The organism is Mesorhizobium sp. M0768, assembly GCF_040320195.1.
GTDB lineage: Bacteria > Pseudomonadota > Alphaproteobacteria > Rhizobiales > Rhizobiaceae > Mesorhizobium.
Map to the genome: position 1 here is coordinate 156001 of NZ_JAMYPD010000010.1, position 14608 is coordinate 170608.

The window sequence follows — 14608 nt, forward strand, 5'->3', positions numbered from 1 at the left end:
ATTTCCCAAGCATCATCGCGAGGCTTCCATGACCGTCGTCACGCCGAAATTCGGAACGAGCGCCTCTGTGTTGCGTCGCGAGGATGTGGCCTTCATCAAGGGCGCGCGGGAGGCGGGTACGATCGGGTCGACGCCTGCCGCGCTCAATGCGGTGACCGACGCGCACTACCGCACCTACGGCATCAGGCATATCGACATGCCGGCAACGCCGGCGTGCATCTGGGCGGCGATCGAGGAAGCAAGAGGGGCGTGACAGCCAGACCGGATTTGCCAGTGCTTGCAGTTGGCGACCTTGCCGGCGAGCACAGCACGCTGACCGGGATCTTGCTCAAGATCGTATCGGTGGCGGTCTTCGTCGGCATGTCGTCCTGCATCAAGGCGGCAGGCACCGTCCCGGCGGGCCAGATCGTCTTCTTCCGCTCCTTCTTTGCCATTTTTCCGATCATCGCCTTCCTCGCCTTCCAGGGAAAACTCGGAACCGCCTTTTCGACAAAGCGCCCGCTCAACCACATTGCGCGCGGCGTCGTCGGTGTCTGTGCCATGGGGCTCGGCTTCTTCGCGCTGACGCGGCTGCCGCTGCCGGAGGCGATCACACTGAACTACGCGCAGCCGCTGCTGGTCGTGGTGTTCAGTTCGATCTTCCTCGGCGAAGCCATCCGCATCTATCGCTGGAGTGCGGTTGCCGTCGGCCTGGTCGGGGTGCTGATCATCTCGTGGCCGGAACTGACGCTGCTCAGTTCGGGCGCTGCCCTTGGCGATCAGGAGGTGCTTGGCGTCATCGCCGCCCTGATAGCCGCGGCGATCTCGGCCATCGCCATGCTCCTGGTTCGCAACCTCGTCCAGAGTGAGCGGACGGCGACCATCGTGCTGTGGTTTTCGGTAACCGCGAGCGTCATGGCGCTGCTTTCGCTGCCATTCGGCTGGCAGGCGCTGACGCCAGCACAGGCGGGGCTTCTGATTGCCGCGGGTTTTTGCGGCGGGCTTGGCCAGATTCTGATGACCTCGGCCTATCGCCATGCCGAGGCTTCCGTCGTAGCACCTTTCGAATACACTTCGATGATCCTCGGCGTCGTCGTCGGCTATCTGGTCTTTGGCGATATCGCCACGATCAACATGCTGGTCGGCGGCATGATCGTGGTTGCGGCGGGGATTTTCATCATCTGGCGCGAGCGCCAGCTGGGTCTCGAACGCACCCGCACCCGCAAGGCCGTCGCGCCGGAAGGGTGATCAGCCCGCTGCGTCGGTCCGCTCTTTCGCCAGCCGCATCAGCACCGCCCGCGTCTGCTCGTCGGCGGGGAAAAAAGATTCGATCGCCAGCTCCGCCAGCGTCACGTCGAGCGGCGTGCCGAACACGGTGATGGTGCTGATGAACGACAGCACCGCGTCGCCATGGGCAAGCTTGAGCGGATAGACAATCGCGTTCGGTTCGACCGGCGCCGGCCGGCTGCTTTTAAGGCCGGACAGATAGGCCCGAAGCTCGCGCTCGAGCTCGACCAGAACCGGATCGGCGGCAGCGTCGTTCTGCCGCTTCAGCCGCTCCAGAAGATGCGTCCGCCATTCCGCAAGGTTGACGATGCGCGGCGCGATGCCGCCGGGATGCAGGCTGAGGCGCAAAACGTTGACCGGCGGCTTCAGCAGGGAGGCGTCGGCGACATTGGCGAGGAACGGGCCGATGGCGGCGTTCGCCGACACCAGGTTCCAATGCCGGTCGACGGCAAGCGCCGGGAACGGCTCGTGCGCCTTGAGCACGGTCTCGACCGCCGCCATCGCCGGTGCCATCGAGGCATCGTCAAGTGGTCGTTCGCTGAAGCTCGGGGCAAAGCCGGCGGCCAGCAGCAGCTGGTTGCGCTGCCTGAGCGGGATCGAAAGCTGCTCCGCCAGATGCAGCACCATGTCACGCGAGGGTGCGGCGCGGCCGCTTTCAACGAAACTCAGATGCCGCTGCGAGATCTCGGCCTCCATGGCGAGGTCGAGCTGGCTCATGCGCCGGCGTGTACGCCATTCGCGAATGAGACTGCCGGCGGAAATCTGGGCTGCTGTCATAACGAGATGACTAGGCCGGCAGTGGGCGCATTTCAATTACCTGCGAGATCATGATGCCGCCCTTCCTTCCTCGCGAGGGGAGGACGGAAGACGCGTTCTGCACCGTTACCCAAGTGCCCGCAACTTCGCCTTCACTTCGAGGAAATCCCGCCACGCCAGCTTCTTGTGCGCCGGCGTTCTCAACAAGTAGGCCGGATGCAGGGTCGGCATGGCGGGAATGGCGACGCCAGACGGGGTCGTGTGGACGCGCCAGTTGCCGCGCAGCCGCAATATGCCTTCGGAGGTGTTGAGCAGGGTCTTTGCCGACGGGCCGCCGAGATTGACCAGCACCTTCGGATTGACCAGTTCGATCTGCCGCTCGATGAACGGCCGGCAGATCTCGGTCTCGTGCGGTGTCGGCGTGCGGTTGCCCGGCGGCCGCCAGGGAATCACGTTGGCGATGTAGGCAGATGTCCGGTCAAGGCCGATCGCGGCCAGCATGCGGTCGAGCAGCCGGCCCGAGCGGCCGACGAACGGCAAGCCCTCTATGTCCTCGTCGCGGCCCGGTGCTTCGCCGACCAGCATCACCGCGGCAGTCGGATTGCCGTCGGCGAACACCAGGTTCTTGGCGGTGAATTTAAGATTGCAGCCGTTGAATGCCGCCATGTGCTGGCGAAGCTCGTCGAGGTTTGCCGCCGATCTCGCCAGTTGCCGCGCCAATGCCGCCTGCGCCTCGTCGGGCACCGTTGACATGGCCAGGGACGTTCGCACTGCCGGTGCCGTATTCGGTCTCTCGCCCATTTCGCCGCGCGACACGCTCGTCGAGCGATGAGGCGATGCATTTTCACCGGCCGGCAGAGCGGCCGCCGCAGGCACCCGCTCCGGCGGCCTGGCTTCTGCAAACCTGTTTACCGGCTGTTCTTCAAGTGCCTCGTCGACGCCGGCGCAGGCGTAGAAGGCCAGCAGCTCGGCGAGATCGGCTCGGCTAGTGTGGGGGGCGGCAGTCATGGTTTCACATTCGGCCGCGGAGCTTGAATTTGCAAGTTCAGCTCGACGGTATGCGCGGATCCTGCACCAGATAGAACGTCCAGCGCGGCGTGTAGTCGGTGATCAGGAAATAGAAGCTGGCGGTCTTCAGCGGGTCGATCTTGCCGTTCTTGAACAGCAGGCGGTCATACGGTTCGAAATTGCGGTCGAAATCGGCGTAGCTGCTCGACCAGATATTTTCGGGCGTTTTGTTGCGCTGGTCGAACGACAGGCCGTCGCCGAACACGCTCGGCTGGTCGAGGATCTCCTGGAGTTCGAACTGGAACTCGACCCAGGCTTGGCCGCTATTGTTGAGCACGTCGATGCGCATATACATCAGACCATTGGCGAAGTCTCCCGCCTTGCCGAACGGCTGGATCGGCCTTGTCGTGCGAATGGCCAGCGTTACCGGCGTCGCTGAATTCAGCTCTTCGGTGATGACCAGCGGATCCTCTTTCGTGCCGATGCCGGAAGCCCCGGTGATGCGGAAACCGCCGCGCTCGTCGGAAAAGGAATAGGCGCCGGTCGCCCAGACCAGTTGCTGCTCGGCACGGGCATCGAGGGCCGTCAGTGGCAGAAGCGCCAAGAGCGCCGCACGGCAAAACCGGCCGGGCGTGAAAAAAAAGCGCGTCGATGAAAAGCCAGCCGGCCCGAATATGCGCATGGCGGGAAGTATGGCCGATAAGCAAGCCGTCGAACAATTAAAAACATCAGTGCGACATATCTGTGCAAACGGAATAGGATTGAAGATTGATGCTCGTCACCGCGAATCTGTGCGGCAGGACGCGACTTTTTGACGAAATCGGTATTGTCACGTCCGCGCCGGTTTCCCGTCGCTATTTGATGCGCTATGCAGCGCGTGAGCCAGCAAGATGCCGGGAATAGCGAGCCAGTGAGGGATCGATGAGCGATATCGAACGCGAAAGCATGGAATTCGACGTGGTCATCGTCGGCGCCGGCCCGGCCGGCCTCGCCGCCGCGATCCGTCTCAAGCAGGTCAATCCCGAGCTTTCCGTCGTCGTGCTGGAAAAGGGCGGCGAAGTCGGCGCGCACATCCTGTCCGGCGCCGTCGTCGATCCGATCGGCATCGACCGGCTGCTGCCCGGCTGGCGCGAAGAGGAGGGTCATCCCTTCAGGACACCGGTCACCGACGACCATTTCCTGGTTCTCGGCCCCGCCGGTTCGTTCCGTCTGCCCAATATCCTGATGCCGCCGCTGATGAACAATCACGGCAACTATATCGTCTCGCTCGGCAATGTCTGCCGCTGGCTGGCGACCAAGGCCGAGGCGCTGGGCGTCGAGATCTATCCGGGCTTTGCCGCGGTCGGCCTGCTCTACAACGAGGCCGGTGCGGTCACTGGCGTCGTCACCGGCGACATGGGCGTCGAGAAGGACGGCACGCACGGTCCGGGCTTTGCGCCGGGCATGGCGCTGATGGGCAAATATGTCTTGATCGGCGAGGGCGCGCGCGGCTCGCTGGCCAAGCAACTGATCGCCAAATACCACCTTTCCGACGGTCGTGAGCCCGGAAAATACGGCATCGGCCTCAAGGAACTCTGGCAGATCAAACCGGAAAACCACCGGCCGGGCCTTGTCCAGCATTCCTTCGGCTGGCCGCTCGATTTGAAGACCGGCGGCGGCTCCTTCCTCTACCATCTCGAGGACAACCAGGTGGCAGTCGGCTTCGTCGTTCACCTGAACTACAAGAATCCCTATCTGTCGCCCTTTGGCGAGTTTCAGCGCTTCAAGACCCATCCGGCGATCCGCGGCACCTTCGAGGGTGCCAAGCGGCTGGGCTATGGTGCCCGCGCCATCACCGAAGGCGGCTGGCAATCGGTGCCGAAACTGTCCTTCCCTGGCGGTGCGCTGATCGGCTGCGCAGCCGGCTTCGTCAACGTGCCGCGCATCAAGGGCTCGCACAATGCCGTGCTCTCCGGAATGCTGGCGGCCGAGCATGTCTGTGATGCGATAGCCGCCGGCCGCACCAATGACGAGCTGGCCTCCTACGAGGCCGCCTGGCGCGCCACCGATATCGGCAAGGACCTGAAGAAAGTGCGCAACGTCAAGCCGCTATGGTCGCGCTTCGGCACCATTGTCGGCGTCGGCCTTGGCGGCCTCGACATGTGGCTGAACACGCTGTTCGGCTTCTCGCCCTTCGGCACGATGAAGCACGGCAGGGCCGACTATGCGACGCTGGAACCGGCCGCCGCGCACCAGAAGATCGCCTACCCGAAGCCGGACGGGGTGCTGACCTTCGACCGGCTGTCGTCGGTGTTCCTGTCCAACACCAACCACGAGGAGAACGAGCCGGTGCATCTGCTCGTCGCCGACATGGACCTGCAGAAGCGCTCTGAGCATGACGTCTATGCGGGACCCTCGACGCGTTACTGCCCGGCCAGCGTCTACGAATGGGTCGACAAGGATGGCAATGCCGCCGCCGATCCTGCGGCCAAGGATGTGCGCTTCGTCATCAACGCGCAGAACTGCGTGCACTGCAAGACTTGCGATATCAAGGACCCGAACCAGAACATAAATTGGGTGCCGCCACAGGGCGGCGAGGGCCCGGTCTACCAGAACATGTAAGTCACAAGGTTTGCTCCGGACTAAACAAGATGAGGAGCAGCGCAACCGTAGGATTGTTGAATAAACCGCCTGCCTGTGTTTCCTTTCTGCGGCGACAGGGAGGAAGGAAAAATGCGCCTGGAAGTTCTGACGAGCGTTGTGGCGATCGGGGCATTGTGCGCCCCTGCAGCCTTGGCCGGCACTAAGGTGCTGGTCAAGACACGAACTTACAACATTGCCGGAACCACCGGCGCGGCCCTGATCGAGGCCATGGATCGCAGTGGGCCGAAGCACGGCTTCATGACCCACGCCATCGCGCAGACCGGCTACAGCGTCGATGATTGGACCTTCGACGCCCAACGGGAAAACGGCGTCTGCCGCCTGCGCCAGGCCAACGGGACGCTCAATCTCTTCTATACCTATCCCAAACTAGTCTCAGCCACGTCGCCTGCGCTGCAGAAGCGCTGGAAGCGGTTCTTCGCTGGCGTTCGCGCCCATGAAGAGACCCATGGCCGCATCGCCAGACAGATGATGCGGGCCACCGAAAAGTCGGTTCGAGGGCTGACAGTCGGTGATGACCCGCACTGTTTCGAGGCACGTCGCGAGGCAAAGCGCCGGATCAATGCCATCTATGCCGAATACGAGGCAAAGCAGATCGCCTTCGATGCGCACGAGCATCGCGACGGCGGCCCTGTCGAGCACCTCATCCGCGCTTTTGTGGGCCAGTAATAAGCCAGGTCGAGATTGGACTGCGGATTTTCAGCTTCGCGTCCCGCCAGGCAGCGCCGCAAGCGCGGTCGCCGTCTGGTGCTCGTCGAGCGGCTTTTGTTCATCCGACCGAAGCGAAAACTCCACCAGCACCGGCAGATGGTCTGAGCCGGTGTCCTCAAGGGTCGACGCCGAATGGATAACAATGGCGCCCTTGCTGAAGACCTGGTCGATCGGCAGTCCGGCGAAGCGCAGGAAATCCGGCAGCCTTCTGTAGAGCCAGGTCGGCCCGACCGACGGCATTACAGTCAGCTTGCCAAGCGATGCGACGCGCCGGACGGCGGCGCTCCATGGCGCTGCGTTGCAGTCGCCTGCCAGGATCGACGTCTGGCCAAGCGAGGCGATTTCGTCAGACAACCCTCCAATCTGCCGTGATTGGTTGTGCGGCCATGGCCAGGTGAGGTGGATGGCGGCGACATCGACGTCGGTTCCGCCGAAATCGACGGTGGCGATCGCCATCGCGCCGCGGCTGTCGCAGTGCGGCTCCGTGCCTATGCCAAACGGTCGTCTGGACAGCAGCGCAACGCCGAACACGCCATTGGGATATGGGCAGAGGATCCGGTAGGGATAGCCGCCGGATAGCAGCCCAAGCTTTGCCTTCCACGTTTCGGACACCTCGTCGAGGGTGATAACATCAGGCTGGGTCCGGCCGATCAGCGACAGCACCTTCTCAGGCGTTGGATTGTTGAACCTGAGGTTCATCTGCAGCAGGCGGTAGACTGGCTCGTCACCGAGTTTGGCTTCGTAGGCGGCCTGCACCTGCCATAGCCGCGAAAGCGGCAAGGCATTCTGCGTGGTGGCAAAGGAGGCTATCGCAAACAGCAATGCGACCGCGGCCTGCAGGCGAAACGAGGTGGCGAGCAGCGGCAGCGCGCAAAGCGCCATCAGCACCGAAAAATGGACGCGGAAATGAGCAAAGGAATCGAGGGCCGGATGCAGCGATCCGAAGAACCCGGCCACCAGCGCGGCCGAGAGTGCAAGCATTGCGACGAATGCCAGCGCAACCGTCATGTCCCGAACACGTGCCATCGCCTTGTCTATCGGCAGAAGTGCGGCTCAATCAAGATGACGAAATGTCCTGATCTGGACCGACACATGCGATTCGGCATTTACTGGAAGGCAGTTTCCGAAAAGCTCCTGAGTTTGCGCGAATGCAGTCGGTCCATCGGCATTTCAGCCAGCTTCTCCATCGCCCTGATGCCGATGGTCAGGTGCTGCGCTACTTGCCGCTTGTAGAACTCGGTCGCCATGCCCGGCAACTTCAATTCGCCATGCAGCGGCTTGTCGGATACGCAAAGCAGCGTGCCATAGGGCACCCGGAAGCGGAAGCCGTTGGCGGCGATCGTCGCCGATTCCATGTCGAGCGCGATCGCCCGCGACTGCGACAGCCGCTGGACCGGCCCGCGCTGGTCGCGCAGCTCCCAATTGCGGTTGTCGATAGTGGCGACGGTGCCAGTGCGCATGATGCGCTTGAGATCATATCCGGAAAGCCCGGTGACCTCGGCGACCGCTTCCTGCAGAGCCACCTGGATTTCGGCTAGCGGCGGGATCGGCACCCAGACCGGAAGATCGTCGTCGAGGACATGGTCTTCTCGTACATAGGCATGGGCCAGCACATAATCCCCGAGCGCCTGCGTGTTGCGCAGGCCGGCGCAATGGCCGAGCATCACCCAGGCATGCGGCCGGAGCACCGCAATATGGTCGGTGATCGTCTTGGCGTTGGAAGGCCCAACGCCGATATTGACCATGGTGATGCCGCCATGATTCGGCTTCTTCAGATGATAGGCCGGCATCTGCGGCAGGCGAGGCGGCGCAGCACCCTCACCGGGCGCGCCGTCCCCTGCTTTGGTCACGATGTTGCCCGGCTCGACGAACTCGACATATCCATCACCGCCATTGGCCATCAATTCGCGTGCACGGGCGACGAATTCGTCGATGTAGAATTGGTAGTTGGTGAACAGCACGAAGTTCTGGAAATGCTGGGGACTGGTCGCCGTATAATGCGACATCCGGTGCAGCGAATAGTCGATGCGTTGCGCGGTGAACGGCGCCAGCGGCCGTGCCTCGCCCAATGCCACTTCGAACGTGCCGTTGGCGATCTGGTCGTCGGTGCCGTCGAGATCCGGCACGTCGAACAGGTCACGGATCGGCCGTTTGATGCGCTCGGCAGCAGTCCCGTCGACATGCGTGCCTTCGAGGAAGGCGAAATGCAGCGGGATGGGAGTGGTCGATTCCGAAACCGTGACGGGAACGCCGTGGTTGCGCATGATCAGCCGAAGCTGTTCGGTGAGGTAGCTTTCGAAAAGAGCAGGCTGGGTGACGGTGGTTGAGAAATGCCCCGGCGTCGGCATGTGGCCATAGGCCTGCCGCGAGTCGATTTGCGTGAAGGAACTCGTGGTGACGCCGATCTCCGGATAGAAAGCCCGGTAGCGTTTGTTGTTGTCGCCGCCCGCGGCGAGCGCGGTAAATGAGTCGCGCAGGAACTTGGTGTTGCGGTCGTAAAGCACCTGTAGGGCGGCGACCGCCTTCTTGGCGTCGTTGAAGCTCTGCCGGCCAAACGGCTCCGGCGTGACCACCGATTCAATGGCTTGGGGATAGATTCGCTTTTCCATGACCCAATATAGAGAGTTGGACGCGCGGTTGGGAGGGGGTAAGGCGGCCTCAATACGCGCTGTCGGCGTTTTTCGGTCTGCTAGCCGCGCTGCAGGCTAACCAGCAGCACAAAGCCGAGGCCTGACTTCCTCAACGCAGGCGCCTCGATCGTCGAGCCGGCATTGGTGCGCATCGTCGGCACGGCCAGTACCGGTACCGAAAGAACAGTCAGGATGAGCGCCGCGCGCGGCAGCAGCCGAAGCGTCTTGAGGGTGTTGGCGGCGAGGCGGTTCATTGGCGTTTTGCTTTTCTCTAAAGGTTCAGCTCTTTGTCGTTTCAGTGGTGAAGATGGTTCAAGCAACCGAGTCGGCAGGAACTGGCGACGTCCCAGGAGCGGGACGGCCGGCCGGCTTCGGCGACAAGGACGGCGAACAACATGCCGAACAGACTCATCAGCAGGCAGACGATGGTGAAGCGGCGGGCAAGCTGCGCGGTGTCTCCTTCAACACGCATGACAATGCCTTGCCCCGGCTGAACCGGCTCTGATCCCGGCGTTCATCTGCGGTTCAAAAATGGTTGATGATCTCTGAGAGGGTCCGCTGTGAGTGCAGCGACCCATGGCGACACCATGGCTGCGAGACCGATAACATGAAAACGGGCCGACTGGCCCCGCTCACCCCGGCAGGAAGGGCACGATCAGAGCTTGTGCCAGGTCTGGCTCTTGCAGATCAGCCCGCCGAGCACGCAGCCGCTCATCTTGAGAGAACTGCCGGAAAGCGAAGCCTTGCCCGAATAGGTCTTGTCGGTTTCCGGGTCGGTTATCGTGCCGGCATATTTGTTGTCGCCGGCAACCTTCAGTGAACCGATGTTCTTGCCGGCAAATTTGCCGGATTTGAGCGTAATCGAAAATGCCCCGCCGCCACCCGAAATGGCGGCAGTCGATCCGGCTTGCGTTTTCCAATTGCCTTCGATCGGATCGGCCCATGCCGCGCCGGTCATCATTATTGCGGCCGCGAGGGCCAGGCTCACTTGTCGAAACATGTCTTTCCTCCCTCAGGTAAGTCCAATCGGGCTCCGTCCCGGGTGTCTGCCCCTTACGCAAACGTAAGCTAGTCCAGCTCCCGGAAAAACAAAAGCGGTGCCGCCACGGAAGGGTTGCGGGTTTTTGCCCGCTCCCGAACGGCCGCGCCGGCGAAAAATGAAACGGGCCGCACACGTCTTTGTCTTCTGTGGTTAGCGGAGTCTTGATCCGCGCCTCGCAAGTTTTCTTCAAATCTTGTGCAAACCGGCGCGATTGCTGGCTTTGTATCCTTAACGAATTTTCGTGTTTACCTCTTGTTTTAGCTTTGTTTTCCTCAAATTAAGCACGCCATTTAACGACGGATTCAAGCCTCCGGGGCATTCTCGAAAGCATCGAAAGAGCGGCCGCCCCCGACGGTAATCAAGGACACCGAGGGACATACGGAGACAGCTCTCGGGAGCCAGAACAGGGGATTTGAAATGGCACGTTTTGAAATGCTTGAAGCCGGCTTCGGCGCCATGGGGGCAACCGCCCAGGCCGATATTCTTTTCGAGTTGGGCATGATGTATGCGACTGGCCGCGATTGCGAGACCGACGTCGTCGCCGCCCACAAATGGTTCAACATCGCCGCGATCAAGGGTTCGGCCCGCGCCGCGGAACTGCGCTCCGAATTGTCTGCCGCCATGTCGAAGGTCGAGATCGCCAAGGCGCTGCGCGAAGCTCGCGAATGGATGACGATGCACTGAATTCGCCGGCATCGACCTCACAAGGGGTACTGACCTCACGACAGGGACGCTTCGGGTCAAGGCCGCGCAGAGGGCCGGGCCCGAAAAATCAAGGCCGCGCAAGACAGCCGGGCCAACAAGATCAAGAACACGGCGGACGAGCCGCGCCATAAACCGTACAAACAGGGAAGGCGAGCGGATCCTGGTGGGGATACCTCGGGAACTCGATGAGAAAAGCTGCGACCGGCCGGAACAAGGCTGGCGCGGCTTTGTCTTTGGAACAGCGCATTACAGGCCCAATCGAGCGCCGACGATGCGTCTAGACAGCTCCGGTGAAGGATGAAATTCTCCCGCCATTCTGGAAGAGGCGCGGCCGGGATGGTCGCGCGAGAGTGGAGGAGTTGTGTCACCATGAAGAAATTCAGTATTTTCAGCGCAGCCATATTTGGCCTGATGATGACCGCGCCGGTCGCCTTCGCCGATGACATCACCTTTTCGGTGGTCGGACCGATGACCGGTCAGCTTGCCAACATCGGCGATCAGTTTAAGCAAGGCGCGCAAGCCGCCGCCGACGCGATCAACGCGGCGGGCGGCGTCGACGGCCGCCAGATCAAGCTCGACATCGAGGATGACCAGTGCGATCCGAAGCAGGCGGTTTCGGTCGCCAACCGCATCATCGCCAACGGTGTCAAGTTCATCGATGGCCACGCCTGCTCGGGCTCCAGCATCCCGGCCTCCGCTGTCTACGCCGAAGCCGGTGCGCTGATGATGAGTCCGGCTTCCTCGAACCCGGTGTTGACCGATGCAGCGGCGAAAGCCGGCTGGCCGACGATCATGCGCCTCTACACGCGCGACGATGCGCAGGGCGCTTTCATCGGTCCCTGGATCGCCAAGAAATATGCCGGCAAGAAAGTCGTCATCCTGCACGACAAGAGCGCCTATGGGCAGGGCGTGGCCGATGCCGTGAAGGCAACGATGAACCAGAACGGTCTCAATGAAATCCTCTACGAGGGCATCAACGCTGGCGAGAAGGACTATTCCGCTCTTGTTACCAAGCTCAAGGAGCTGAAAGCCGACGTCGTCTATTTCGGCGGCTATCACCCCGAAGCCGGCCTGATCCTGCGCCAGTCGGCGGAGCAGAACCTCAAGTTCCAGTTGATCATGCCGGACTCGATCGCTTCTCCGGAATTCTGGCAGGTTGCCGGTCCGGCCGGCGAAGGCACCATGTTCGTCTTCCCATCGAATCCGCAGGCGAAGCCCGAAGCCAAGGAGGCCATCGCCAAGATCAAGGCCGGCGGCTTCGTGCCTGAGGGCTTCACGCTGTTTTCCTATGCGGTGATCCAGGCCTTCGCCGAAGGCATCAAACGCGCCGGCAGCGACGATCCGGCAAAAGTCGCCGAAGCGTTAAAGAACGGCCAGCCGATCAGCACGGTTGTCGGCTCGGTCACCTTCGACGAGAAGGGCGACCTCAAGAACGCGAGCTACGACATCAACCAGTGGCATGACGGCAAATACGCGCCGATCCAACCGTGATGGCCGCGGCGCCGCAAGACGCGCTGCTGTAATCGAACATGGCCGGGGGTCAAACCCGGCCACATTTTTTTTGGCGGCGCCTTTGTCACGCGTTCGAGATCACTTCGTGGATAGGGAAACAGCAGTCAACTGAGGTTCCTCGACAAAGCGAACCAGCACGGTGCCGTCGGTTACCTGCGCGCCTTCGGCAGCAATCTCGGCGATAACCCCGTCATGGGGCGCGGCAATGGTGTGCTCCATCTTCATCGCCTCCAGGATCAGCAGCGGCTGGCCCTTGATCACGGACTCGCCTTTGCCTGCACGCACCAATTTGACCAGGCCGGGCATTGGAGCGCGCAGGCTGACGGAAGCGGCGGCGGCTTCGTCGGCTCGGGCCAGCGGATCCGGCACGGCAAAACCGTAGCCGATGGCGCCATCGAAGACCGTGACGTGGCCCGGCCAGCGGGCGAGGCGAGGCGCCGCGCGGAGATCCCGCGAATTGACGCTGTCATAGGGCGCATCCAGCGCCACCTCGAACCGCCCGTCCGGCCGCACCGACACGCGCGCGCCGATCTCCTGCTCGCCAAACTTCAGCAGGGTGCTCCGCGCTACAGCGTGGAAATGCGCATAGCCGGCCAGTGACGACCAGGGATCGTCCGAGGACGGCAAGTCGCGCGCACCGGACGCGGCAAGTGCCGCGGCGGCAATCGTCTCACCGCTCGGCGGCGGAACCGCCGTCAACGCCTGCTGGTGCCTGGCGATCAGGCCGGTATCGACATCGCCCGCCGCAAAATCCGCATCAGCGGCCAGCGCGGCAAGAAAGCCAGTGTTGACCGTCGAGCCGGCGATTTCGGTCTGCGACAGTGCCGTGCCAAGCGCGATGAGCGCCGTCCGTCTGTCCTTGCCATGAACGATCAGCTTGGCGATCATCGGATCGTAGAACGGCGAAATCGCATCGCCAGCGCGTACACCGGTTTCGACGCGCATGGTCGCACCCTCCGGTGCCGGCTGCGGAAATTTCAAATGGTGCAAGGTGCCGGTCGCCGGCAAAAACCCTCTTGCCGCGTCCTCGGCATAGATGCGCGCCTCGAAGGCGTGGCCGGAGAGCGCGATCTCGCTCTGCGTCTTCGGCAGTTTTTCGCCGGCGGCTACCCGCAACTGCCACTCGACCAGGTCGATGCCGGTAACCATTTCGGTGACGGGGTGCTCGACCTGCAGACGGGTGTTCATTTCCATGAACCAGAAACGGTCGGCCTTCAGACCTTGCGAGGCATCGACGATGAACTCGATGGTACCGGCGCCGGAATAGTGGATTGCCTTGGCGGCTTTCACCGCCGCCTCCGTCATCGCCTTGCGCAGTGCCGGCGTCATGCCGGGGGCAGGCGCCTCCTCGATCACCTTCTGGTGGCGGCGCTGCGCCGAGCAGTCGCGTTCGTGAAGATGCACGGCGTTGCCGAAATTGTCACCAAACACCTGCACTTCGATGTGTCGCGGCTTGTCGACATATTTTTCCACCAAGACGCGGTCGTCACCGAACGCGGCTTTCGCCTCGCGCCGCGCGCCCGACAGTGCTTCCGAAAAATCATCGGGATGCTCGACGCGCCGCATGCCTTTGCCGCCGCCGCCGGCGCGCGCCTTGATCAGTACGGGGTAGCCTATCTCGCGCGCCTTGGAGGCGAGCAACACGATCTCCTGCGCTTCGCCGTGATAGCCCGGAACGACAGGCACGCCGGCCTTTTCCATCAGCCGCTTGGCCGCGTCCTTCAGTCCCATGGCACGGATCGAGGCCGCCGACGGCCCAATGAAGATCAGCCCCGCCGCGACCACCTGGTCGACGAAATCGGGGTTTTCCGAAAGAAAGCCGTAGCCCGGATGGATGGCCGCGGCACCTGTGGCCAAAGCCGCCGCGATGATCTTGTCGCCGCGCAGATAGCTTTCGTTGGCGGGAGAGGCGCCGATATGCACCGCTTCGTCGGCCATTTCGACATGCAGGGCGTGAGCGTCGGCGTCGGAATACACGGCGATGCTGCGCACACCCATCCTGCGTGCCGAGCGGATCACCCGGCAGGCGATCTCGCCACGGTTGGCGATCAGGATCTTGGCGAACATCGGGCCTCCACAGGCAGAGCTGCCGCCAACGGCGCGAATTCTCGTCACGCGAACTGCGGCAATGCCCTGCTTTGTAGTCTGGCGGTCAAAGGGTAGGCAAGCGAGGCCTGCCTACTTTGAGGCCGCGATTTCGCAAGCTCCCCCGGTCGTGACCCTGTAACGGTCGCGGGTGACCTGGCAGGATTTCATCGCCATATCCTCGGCAGCCTTTTGCGAGGGCGCATTCAAGCGCGAGCCGCACAGGATGTACAACGAACGCACCCGGGAATAC

General features: G+C 62.5%; 16 protein-coding genes. 8 read left to right on the forward strand and 8 right to left on the reverse strand.

The genetic code is table 11. The annotated features are described in order from the left end of the window. The first annotated feature begins 28 nt into the window (after positions 1-28). Complete coding sequence (locus NKI08_RS15880) at positions 29-253, forward strand: hypothetical protein (RefSeq protein ID WP_352616908.1); 225 nt, start codon at positions 29-31, stop codon at positions 251-253. Then, entirely contained in the window at positions 250-1227 is a 978-nt protein-coding gene (locus NKI08_RS15885; protein ID WP_502897762.1) for a DMT family transporter, read from the forward strand. Before NKI08_RS15880 ends, NKI08_RS15885 begins: the two co-directional genes overlap by 4 nt. Here NKI08_RS15885 and NKI08_RS15890 read toward each other — a convergent pair whose 3' ends face one another. From NKI08_RS15890 to NKI08_RS15900, 3 genes are all read right to left on the reverse strand, one after another. Continuing rightward, positions 1228-2043 carry a helix-turn-helix domain-containing protein gene (locus NKI08_RS15890; protein WP_352770701.1) on the reverse strand — a complete coding sequence of 272 codons (816 nt, stop codon included), beginning with the start codon at positions 2041-2043 and terminating at the stop codon, positions 1228-1230. Between the two features lie 105 nt (positions 2044-2148). After that, the gene (locus NKI08_RS15895; RefSeq protein ID WP_352770704.1) at positions 2149-3030 is read right to left on the reverse strand and encodes a uracil-DNA glycosylase; all 882 of its coding nucleotides are present in this window, start codon (positions 3028-3030) and stop codon (positions 2149-2151) included. A 37-nt stretch (positions 3031-3067) separates the two neighbouring features. Beyond that, complete coding sequence (locus NKI08_RS15900; RefSeq protein WP_023677808.1) at positions 3068-3712, reverse strand: hypothetical protein; 645 nt, start codon at positions 3710-3712, stop codon at positions 3068-3070. Between NKI08_RS15900 and NKI08_RS15905 the strand changes: the two genes are divergently transcribed. The 3 genes from NKI08_RS15905 (at position 3663) to NKI08_RS15915 (ending at position 6339) form a co-directional block, all read left to right on the forward strand. Beyond that, positions 3663-3845: a hypothetical protein gene (locus NKI08_RS15905; protein ID WP_198023574.1), complete on the forward strand. Its 183-nt coding sequence runs from the start codon at positions 3663-3665 to the stop codon at positions 3843-3845. The two genes, NKI08_RS15900 and NKI08_RS15905, sit on opposite strands and share 50 nt — an antisense overlap. Positions 3846-3951: 106 nt before the next feature. Continuing rightward, positions 3952-5631, forward strand: a complete 1680-nt coding sequence (locus tag NKI08_RS15910; RefSeq protein ID WP_352770707.1) for an electron transfer flavoprotein-ubiquinone oxidoreductase — start codon at positions 3952-3954, stop codon at positions 5629-5631. Positions 5632-5742: 111 nt separating this feature from the next. Then, on the forward strand, positions 5743-6339 hold the full coding sequence (locus NKI08_RS15915; protein ID WP_352770709.1) for a DUF922 domain-containing protein: 597 nt from the start codon (positions 5743-5745) through the stop codon (positions 6337-6339). A 30-nt stretch (positions 6340-6369) separates the two neighbouring features. Here the strand turns inward: NKI08_RS15915 and NKI08_RS15920 are convergent, their stop codons facing one another. From NKI08_RS15920 to NKI08_RS15930, 3 genes are all read right to left on the reverse strand, one after another. After that, a complete protein-coding gene (locus NKI08_RS15920) occupies positions 6370-7407 on the reverse strand; it encodes an endonuclease/exonuclease/phosphatase family protein (protein ID WP_352770712.1) in 1038 nt (345 codons plus the stop codon). A gap of 80 nt (positions 7408-7487) precedes the next feature. Continuing rightward, positions 7488-8990 (reverse strand): AMP nucleosidase, encoded by a 1503-nt coding sequence (locus NKI08_RS15925; RefSeq protein ID WP_352540756.1) that lies wholly within the window; start codon positions 8988-8990, stop codon positions 7488-7490. Between the two features lie 80 nt (positions 8991-9070). Beyond that, a complete protein-coding gene (locus NKI08_RS15930) occupies positions 9071-9265 on the reverse strand; it encodes a hypothetical protein (protein ID WP_352454349.1) in 195 nt (64 codons plus the stop codon). Here NKI08_RS15930 and NKI08_RS15935 point away from each other — a divergent pair. After that, positions 9265-9516: a hypothetical protein gene (locus NKI08_RS15935; protein ID WP_352770765.1), complete on the forward strand. Its 252-nt coding sequence runs from the start codon at positions 9265-9267 to the stop codon at positions 9514-9516. The two genes, NKI08_RS15930 and NKI08_RS15935, sit on opposite strands and share 1 nt — an antisense overlap. Positions 9517-9666: 150 nt before the next feature. Here the strand turns inward: NKI08_RS15935 and NKI08_RS15940 are convergent, their stop codons facing one another. Further along, a complete protein-coding gene (locus NKI08_RS15940) occupies positions 9667-10011 on the reverse strand; it encodes a DUF2147 domain-containing protein (protein WP_023677801.1) in 345 nt (114 codons plus the stop codon). Positions 10012-10470: 459 nt separating this feature from the next. On the opposite strand from NKI08_RS15940, the gene NKI08_RS15945 reads away from it, so the two are divergent. Next, the gene (locus NKI08_RS15945) at positions 10471-10737 is read left to right on the forward strand and encodes an SEL1-like repeat protein (RefSeq protein WP_010915070.1); all 267 of its coding nucleotides are present in this window, start codon (positions 10471-10473) and stop codon (positions 10735-10737) included. A gap of 390 nt (positions 10738-11127) precedes the next feature. Next, entirely contained in the window at positions 11128-12249 is a 1122-nt protein-coding gene (locus NKI08_RS15950) for a branched-chain amino acid ABC transporter substrate-binding protein (RefSeq protein ID WP_352471026.1), read from the forward strand. Between the two features lie 99 nt (positions 12250-12348). Here the strand turns inward: NKI08_RS15950 and NKI08_RS15955 are convergent, their stop codons facing one another. Continuing rightward, a complete protein-coding gene (locus NKI08_RS15955) occupies positions 12349-14337 on the reverse strand; it encodes an acetyl/propionyl/methylcrotonyl-CoA carboxylase subunit alpha (RefSeq protein WP_352566152.1) in 1989 nt (662 codons plus the stop codon). Positions 14338-14608: the final 271 nt, after the last annotated feature.